The organism is Rickettsia sp. TH2014 (genome assembly GCF_019249195.1).
Taxonomy (GTDB): Bacteria; Pseudomonadota; Alphaproteobacteria; order Rickettsiales; family Rickettsiaceae; genus Rickettsia; species Rickettsia felis.
Map to the genome: position 1 here is coordinate 1 of NZ_MXAX01000159.1, position 1317 is coordinate 1317.

The following is a 1317-nucleotide window of genomic DNA, read 5'->3' on the forward strand; positions in this document are numbered from 1 at the left end:
TTTTTTGATTTAGATTCATCTCTAATCCTCCATTNNNTATTATCTTAATTTTACTAAATGTAAGATTAAATCTCAACTATTACAGATAAAACATATCTTGCTTCTTCTCATAATCCTCAAGAAATATTTATATATGCTCATGGAATGGAGTATTTTGAAAAAAATTTATTATCACAATTAAGGTTAAATTTATTTCAAGAAAATAATACTTGCAATCTCTCTGAACAACTAGCGCATAACGTTCTGACAAAAATAGTAAAAAATACTATAGGAGATCACCTTAATATTGTGCATATATTTTCCTGTCATTCTGGTGCGTCTCACATAATTTAAAAGATATTGAGGGCAATGTTGTATTATGTACTTATATTCCGGCTACAAATACTACAAAGGCAGGGATAGATAATCTGTTGTTTGATAAAAACTGTAACTCAGAGAGTTTAATTGATTTTATAGTAAAAAATCTACCGTTATTAACAGTCGTCGGCTTTTCTATTAGTTACAAATTAAATAATAATATGCATAGTTTGGCTTTTGATCATAAAACTATAAAAACAATGGACATGAATAGTTTTTCAGAATTCTTGCAAGAACAATATCAAAAAGTAAAAGAATTTTATAAAGAACTCAAGGAACATTTTTCTCAGGAGCATCTAAATTCAGAGCTATTACCAGATTATGATTTTTCGGAGAAGATATATACAAGTAACGAGTTAGAGGAGGCGTTTGGCACAATACTTAATTTATATAATCAGAGTTTAAGCGGTCAAGAAATGTTAACTATTTTAAATATGATAAATAAGGTCGATCTTACATATCTTTTTTGTGATCTTATTAGTGAAAACGGTTGTGAAATTATATTACTTGCTGAAACAATACTTAATAAAATAAATGATGATCCTAGTCGATATATATCTCATGCTATTAAATCTCAGACTCCATTTGCAGTTGAAACACTATTGAATAAAACAGGAAAAATTGAGGATATAAAGTTGAATCTATATCTAGGGAAAGCTATAGAAACAGGTTATTTGCATATAATTAAAATGATAGTCGATAAAATATTGATAAAAAATAACCTTGATATAGCTTTTAATCGTCAGTTTGAGATTCAACAGAAGAATCAAATAATTGAATTAATCTCTTCAAAAATTGATAATATTAGTGATTTAAGGGCAATAAAGTAATTGAATCATGTAACTTACCGGCTATTAAAATGGTACTTAATAGCAATAAAGATAGCACATAAGGAGCTAGAATCAGCTCTTAAAACAAAAAACTCAGAAGTTAGGTCATGCCTCCATATTGCAGTTACGC

1 protein-coding gene is annotated in these 1317 nt (G+C 27.9%); it reads left to right on the top strand.

The annotated features are described in order from the left end of the window. Positions 1–410 precede the first annotated feature (410 nt). Positions 411–1187 (top strand): hypothetical protein, encoded by a 777-nt coding sequence (locus tag KYQ89_RS03050; protein WP_218460351.1) that lies wholly within the window; start codon positions 411–413, stop codon positions 1185–1187. The last annotated feature ends 130 nt before the right edge of the window (positions 1188–1317 follow it).